Source organism: Streptomyces sp. MJM8645 (genome assembly GCF_001625365.1).
In the GTDB taxonomy this organism is placed as follows: Bacteria; Actinomycetota; Actinomycetes; order Streptomycetales; family Streptomycetaceae; genus Kitasatospora.
In genome coordinates this window covers 3,533,221-3,540,000 of record NZ_LJJF01000001.1, presented here as the reverse complement: position 1 = coordinate 3,540,000, position 6,780 = coordinate 3,533,221, and the positions used below count along the sequence as shown (strand labels likewise).

3 protein-coding genes and 2 rRNA genes (1 of these 5 only partly in view) are annotated in these 6,780 nt (G+C 68.2%); all 5 read left to right on the top strand.

What is annotated here, in order from left to right:
* A 23S ribosomal RNA gene (locus A6F73_RS15110) occupies window positions 1–1,775 on the top strand; it begins 1,346 nt to the left of the window's first position.
* An 87-nt stretch (window positions 1,776–1,862) separates the two neighbouring features.
* A 5S ribosomal RNA gene (gene rrf / locus A6F73_RS15105) occupies window positions 1,863–1,979 on the top strand.
* Between the two features lie 75 nt (window positions 1,980–2,054).
* A complete protein-coding gene (gene mshD, locus A6F73_RS15100; protein WP_063348289.1) occupies window positions 2,055–3,029 on the top strand; it encodes a mycothiol synthase in 975 nt (324 codons plus the stop codon).
* Between the two features lie 296 nt (window positions 3,030–3,325).
* Window positions 3,326–5,527 (top strand): RNA degradosome polyphosphate kinase, encoded by a 2,202-nt coding sequence (locus A6F73_RS15095; protein ID WP_244293632.1) that lies wholly within the window; start codon window positions 3,326–3,328, stop codon window positions 5,525–5,527.
* Window positions 5,528–5,630: 103 nt separating this feature from the next.
* The gene (locus A6F73_RS15090; RefSeq protein ID WP_063348288.1) at window positions 5,631–6,719 is read left to right on the top strand and encodes a CHAD domain-containing protein; all 1,089 of its coding nucleotides are present in this window, start codon (window positions 5,631–5,633) and stop codon (window positions 6,717–6,719) included.
* Window positions 6,720–6,780: the final 61 nt, after the last annotated feature.

Here is a 6,780-nt window from a genome sequence, read left to right as displayed (position 1 = left end):
TCGTGGACGGTATACGAGTGAGAATGCAGGCATGAGTAGCGATACAAGAGTGGGAAACTCTTGCGCCGATTGACCAAGGGTTCCTGGGTCAAGCTGATCTGCCCAGGGTAAGTCGGGACCTAAGGCGAGGCCGACAGGCGTAGTCGATGGACAACGGGTTGATATTCCCGTACCCGCTTTGAAGCGCCAACGCTGAACCAGGTGATGCTAAGGCCGTGAAGCCGGCCCGGAGTCTTCGGACAAAGGGACGTGGTGGAGCCGCTGATCCAAGTCTGTAGTAGGTGAGCGATGGGGTGACGCAGGAAGGTAGTCCAGCCCGGGCGGTGGTTGTCCCGGGGTAAGGGTGTAGGACGAACGGTAGGCAAATCCGCCGTTCACATAGTCTGAGACCTGATGCCGAGCCGATTGTGGTGAAGTGGATGATCCTATGCTGTCGAGAAAAGCCTCTAGCGAGTTTCATGGCGGCCCGTACCCCAAACCGACTCAGGTGGTCAGGTAGAGAATACCGAGGCGTTCGGGTGAACTATGGTTAAGGAACTCGGCAAAATGCCCCCGTAACTTCGGGAGAAGGGGGGCCATTCCTGGTGACGGCACTTGCTGTCAGAGCTGGGGGTGGCCGCAGAGACCAGCGAGAAGCGACTGTTTACTAAAAACACAGGTCCGTGCGAAGCCGTAAGGCGATGTATACGGACTGACGCCTGCCCGGTGCTGGAACGTTAAGGGGACCGGTTAGCTTGGATTCGTCCAGGCGAAGCTGAGAACTTAAGCGCCAGTAAACGGCGGTGGTAACTATAACCATCCTAAGGTAGCGAAATTCCTTGTCGGGTAAGTTCCGACCTGCACGAATGGCGTAACGACTTCTCGACTGTCTCAACCATAGGCCCGGTGAAATTGCATTACGAGTAAAGATGCTCGTTTCGCGCAGCAGGACGGAAAGACCCCGGGACCTTTACTATAGCTTGATATTGGTGTTCGGTTCGGCTTGTGTAGGATAGGTGGGAGACTTTGAAGCAGCAACGCCAGTTGTTGTGGAGTCGTCGTTGAAATACCACTCTGGTCGTGCTGGATGTCTAACCTGGGTCCGTGATCCGGATCAGGGACAGTGTCTGGTGGGTAGTTTAACTGGGGCGGTTGCCTCCTAAAGAGTAACGGAGGCGCCCAAAGGTTCCCTCAGCCTGGTTGGCAATCAGGTGTTGAGTGTAAGTGCACAAGGGAGCTTGACTGTGAGACTGACGGGTCGAGCAGGTACGAAAGTAGGGACTAGTGATCCGGCGGTGGCTTGTGGAAGCGCCGTCGCTCAACGGATAAAAGGTACCCCGGGGATAACAGGCTGATCTTCCCCAAGAGTCCATATCGACGGGATGGTTTGGCACCTCGATGTCGGCTCGTCGCATCCTGGGGCTGGAGTAGGTCCCAAGGGTTGGGCTGTTCGCCCATTAAAGCGGTACGCGAGCTGGGTTTAGAACGTCGTGAGACAGTTCGGTCCCTATCCGCTGTGCGCGTAGGAGTGTTGAGAAGGGCTGTCCCTAGTACGAGAGGACCGGGACGGACGAACCTCTGGTGTGCCAGTTGTCCTGCCAAGGGCATGGCTGGTTGGCTACGTTCGGGAGGGATAACCGCTGAAAGCATCTAAGCGGGAAGCCTGCTTCGAGATGAGCACTCCCACCTCCTTGAGAGGGTAAGGCTCCCAGTAGACGACTGGGTTGATAGGCCGGATATGGAAGCCCTGTGAGGGGTGGAGTTGACCGGTACTAATAGGCCGAGGGCTTGTCCTCAGTTGCTCGCGTCCACTGTGTTGTTCTGAAACAACGACCCCAACCCGTTTGGCTACGGGGTTGGTGCGGTTGACAGTTTCATAGTGTTTCGGTGGTCATAGCGTGAGGGAAACGCCCGGTTACATTCCGAACCCGGAAGCTAAGCCTTACAGCGCCGATGGTACTGCAGGGGGGACCCTGTGGGAGAGTAGGACGCCGCCGAACAATCATTCACAGAGAACCCCCATCCGGGAAACCGGATGGGGGTTCTTTGCATTTCCGGTGACGTATCGTCGGGGCATGGACGATCAGACAGCGGTCATTGCGAACAGTGTGCTCCGCCCCGAGCAGCGCGACGGCGCCCTGCGCGTTCTGGCGGACGCCCAGGCGGTGGACGGCCGGGCTGCCGTGTCCGAGCAGGGCCGGCTTCGGCTGCGTTCCTCGGATACGCCGCGCCCCGGCGTGAGCCACTTCATCGAGAGTGAGAACGCCGCCGCCGTCGGTTACGGCCAGCTCGAAGTCCAGGAGGGCTCCGCCGCCAATCCCGCCGCCAACCCCGCCGCCGAGCTGGTGGTCGACCCGGCCGCCCGCGGCCGCGGCCTGGCCCGGCCGCTGGTGGACGCGGTGCTGGCACAGGCCCACCGGGCCGGCCGCGACGCGGTGGACTTCTGGGTGCACGGCGGTCACCCGGCGGCCCGGCACCTGGCCGGCCGGTACGGGGCCGAGCTGGTCCGCGAGCTGCGGCAGATGCGCCGCACCGGGGCGCAGACCGAGGCCGTCGCCGTCCCCGAGGGCGTCGAGCTCCGGACCTTCCGCCCCGGCGAGGACGACGCCGAGTGGCTGCGGTTGAACGCGCTGGCCTTCGCGCACCACCCGGAGCAGGGCTCCTGGACGGAGCGGGACCTGGCCGAGCGGCTGGCCGAGCCCTGGTTCGATCCGGCCGGTTTCTTCCTCGCCACCCGGGGCGGCAAGGTGGTCGGCTTCCACTGGACGAAGGTGCACCCGGCCACCGCCACCGAGCCGGCGCTCGGCGAGGTCTACGTGGTCGGGGTGGACCCGGCCGAGCAGGGCAGCGGTCTCGGCCGTGCCCTGACCGCTGCCGGTCTGCGTCACCTGACCGGTTCGGACGCCGGCGAGTGCGGACTGGAGACGGTCCTGCTCTACGTCGACGCCGACAATCCGGCCGCGGTGCGGGTATATGAACGACTGGGGTTCACCATCCACGAGGTGGACCTCATGTACCGCGTCCAGTACCGCGCGGACCAGGCGGCCTAGGACCGGACAGGACCTACAGGACCGGGCAGGGCCTAGCGGCTCCGGGCGGTCCGGGGCAAGGGGTCGGACGTCACCGGCCCTTGCCCCGACCGACTCAGCTTTCCTCCTGGCCATGCGGTGTTTACCGTGGATTCAATTGCTGCCGCGAAGATCACAGGATGAAGTCCGTAGTGTCTCGCTCGTGCAGAGTCGACCGCCACGTGCCGGCCGGCCCTGTACGGACCGCGCCCGGCGGGTGGGCGTTGGCCCTGGGCGAGGACGACGGCCCGCAGAGCCATTCGCGTCCGGACGACGTCCTGCTGCTGGAGGAGCTGGAGCCCATGAGCATCCCCCGCCCCGTCTCTGCCTCGCTGTCCCCGCCGGCCAGGATGTCCGGTGCGCTGGGGATACCGCCCGAGCTGCCGGCCGAGGACGAGCAGGAGTTCGACGCACTGCCGCAGGGCCGCTTCCTGGACCGCGAGCGCAGTTGGCTGGCGTTCAACGAGCGGGTCCTGGAACTGGCCGAGGACCCAGGGATCCCGCTGCTGGAGCGGGCCAAGTTCCTCGCCATCTTCGCGAGCAACCTGGACGAGTTCTTCATGGTCCGGGTGGCCGGGCTGAAGCGCCGGATCGCGACGGGCGTCGCCCAGCGCAGCGCGTCCGGCCTCCAGCCGCGCGAGGTGCTGGACCTGATCTGGACCCGCTCGCGTGAGCTGATGGCGCGGCACGCCGCCGCCTTCCAGCAGGAGGTGCTGCCGGACCTCGCCACCGAGGGCATCGAGGTGGTCCGCTGGCCGGAGCTGGCCGAGAAGGAGCAGGCCCGGCTGCACACCCTGTTCCGGCAGAAGATCTTCCCGGTCCTCACCCCGCTGGCGGTCGACCCGGCGCACCCCTTCCCGTACATATCGGGGCTCTCGCTCAACCTGGCCGTGGTGGTGCGCAACCCGGTGTCGGGGCACAAGCACTTCGCCCGGGTGAAGGTGCCGCAGTCGCTGGCCCGCTTCCTGGAGGCCTCGCCGCAGCGTTACGTCCCGCTGGAGGACGTGATGGGCGCGCACCTGGAGGAGCTGTTCCCGGGCATGGAGGTGCTCGCCCACCACGCCTTCCGGGTGACCCGCAACGAGGACCTGGAGGTGGAGGAGGACGACACCGAGAACATCCTCAAGGCCCTGGAGAAGGAGCTGATGCGGCGGCGTTTCGGCCCGCCGGTGCGGCTGGAGGTCGAGGAGTCGATCGATCCCTACATCCTGGACCTGCTGGTGCGGGAGCTGAACATCACCGAGGCGGAGGTCTTCCCGCTGCCCGGTCCGCTCGACCTGACCGGTCTGTTCGGGATCGCCGAACTGGACCGCCCGGAGCTGAAGTACCCGAAGTTCGTGGCGGGCACCGCCCGCGGGCTGACGGACGTCGAGTCGGCGTCCCAGCCGGACATCTTCGCCGCGATGCGCGAGCGGGACGTCCTCCTGCACCACCCGTACGACAGTTTCTCCACCTCGGTGCAGGCCTTCCTGGAGCAGGCCGCCGCCGACCCGGACGTCCTGGCGATCAAGCAGACGCTGTACCGCACCTCCGGCGACTCGCCGATCGTGGACGCGCTGATAGACGCGGCGGAGTCGGGCAAGCAGGTGCTGGTCCTGGTCGAGATCAAGGCGCGCTTCGACGAGCAGGCCAACATCAAGTGGGCCCGCAAGCTGGAGGAGGCCGGCTGCCACGTGGTCTACGGCCTGGTCGGGCTGAAGACGCACTGCAAGCTGTCGCTGGTGGTCCGGCAGGAGGGTGACACCCTGCGCCGCTACTCGCACGTCGGCACCGGCAACTACCACCCGAAGACCGCCCGGCTGTACGAGGACCTGGGGCTGCTGACCTCGGACCCGCAGGTCGGCGCCGACCTCTCGGACCTCTTCAACCGGCTGTCCGGCTACTCGCGCCGGGAGTCCTACCGCCGCCTGCTGACCGCCCCGCGCGGCCTGCGCGACGGGCTGGTCTCCCGGATCCACAACGAGATCGCCCACCACCGGGCCGGCCGGCCGGCGTACGTGAAGCTCAAGGTCAACTCGATCGTCGACGAGGCCGTGATCGACGCGCTGTACCGGGCCTCGCAGGCCGGCGTGCCGGTCGACGTCTGGGTGCGCGGGATCTGTGCGATCCGGCCGGGCGTGCCGGGGCTGAGCGAGAACGTCCGGGTCCGCAGCATCCTGGGCCGCTTCCTGGAGCACTCCCGGGTCTTCGTGTTCGGCAACAACAGCGATCCGGAGGTCTGGATCGGCAGCGCCGACATGATGCACCGCAACCTGGACCGCCGGATCGAGGCGCTGATGCGGATCACCGACCCGGCCCACCGGGCCGAGCTGTCCGGCCTGATCGACCTCGGGATGTCGGACGAGACCGAGTCCTGGCACCTGGGGCAGGACGGCACGTGGACCCGCCACTCGCAGGACGCCGAGGGCCGGCCGCTGCGGCACGTCCAGGATCTGCTGATCGACTCGCGCCTGCGCCGCCGGGCCGCCGCCTCGCGCTGACGCGACCACTGATGCGAGCCGCTGGAACCGCAGGGGACCGGTTCCAGCGGTCGGCCACCAGCCCCGGGGGGACGAACCCGGGGGAACGGGGATCTACCACGCCATGACCGATGCGCCGATGACGGCCCAGGCGGCCGCCACCACGACCGCCGGGGACATCCTCTCCAGCCACCTCACCGCCCAGGCCGGCGCGTTCCTGCGCGCCCTGCCGCTGACGGTGGGCGAGGTCGGCGCCAGACCGGGGACGGCCGCGGTCGTCCCGGCGGCCGGCACCGCCGACCTGCTGCGGGCGGTCCGGCGGATCGGCGGGCTGCTGCACACCTTCGGCTCCGTCTTCGAGCAGGCCTGGGCCCAGGAGTCGCGCACCGAGCTGCGCTGGCTGCTCAACCTGCTGGCGCTGGAGCCCGGTTACGTCCGCCGTTCGGCCCGGCTGCTGGGCGCGCTGGACTCGCTGAGCGGCAGCGATCCGGACGGGACGGGCATGCTGGCCGGGCACGTCGGGGCGCCCAAGGCGCGGGCGCTGCTGGACCGGCAGCTGACCCTGGCCCGGACCAGGGCGCACTCCTCGGTGCTCCAGGAGCTCCGGTCGGCCCGGCTGCACGCGCTGGCGGACCGGATGACGCTGCTGGTCGGCGATGCCCCGCTGCTGGAGTCGGCGGGCGGCCGGGCGCCGGCGGTGCTGCTGCCGCAGGCGGCCGCCGCGTTCACGGCGTTGTCGGCGAGCGCCCAGCAGCTGCCGCTGCACCGGGCCGCCACGCCGTACGGCGGCGACGGGCTGCGCCGGCTGGGCGCCGTCCCGGCGGCGCGCGGCGCGGTGGACGCGGACACGGCGCTGGCGGCCGACGACGCGCCGTGGGCACGGACGCGGATCCTGGTGAAGCGGGCCCGGTACGCGCTGGAGGTGTGCGGTCGCGGGTCCGCCGAACTGGACGAGCTGGACGGGGTGCTGGGCCGGCACCAGGAGGCGGCGGACGCCGCGGTCACCGCGGCCACCGCCGCGCGGACCCCGCGGATCACCCCGGCGACCGCCTACGTGCTGGGCGTGGTGCATGCTGATCAGCGACTGGAGGTGGAGGCGGCGCGGTACGCCTTCGGCCGCCGGTGGCCCGACCTCCCGCCCGGCCCGGACGGCTGGCCGGACCTCCCCCCTGCCGAGGGCTGGGGGCATTCCCCCGCACCACGGACGGCCTGAATTGCGCGATCGCCTGAGCACCGGGCCGGCAGTGGACGCGGCCGCGACCGGGGCGGGGCAC

Excerpts from the sequence above, each read along its gene's own strand:
- mshD (WP_063348289.1), top strand. The coding sequence starts at position 2,055 with ATGGACGATCAGACAGCGGTCATTGCGAACAGTGTGCTCCGCCCCGAG.
- A6F73_RS15090 (WP_063348288.1), top strand. The coding sequence starts at position 5,631 with ATGACCGATGCGCCGATGACGGCCCAGGCGGCCGCCACCACGACCGCC.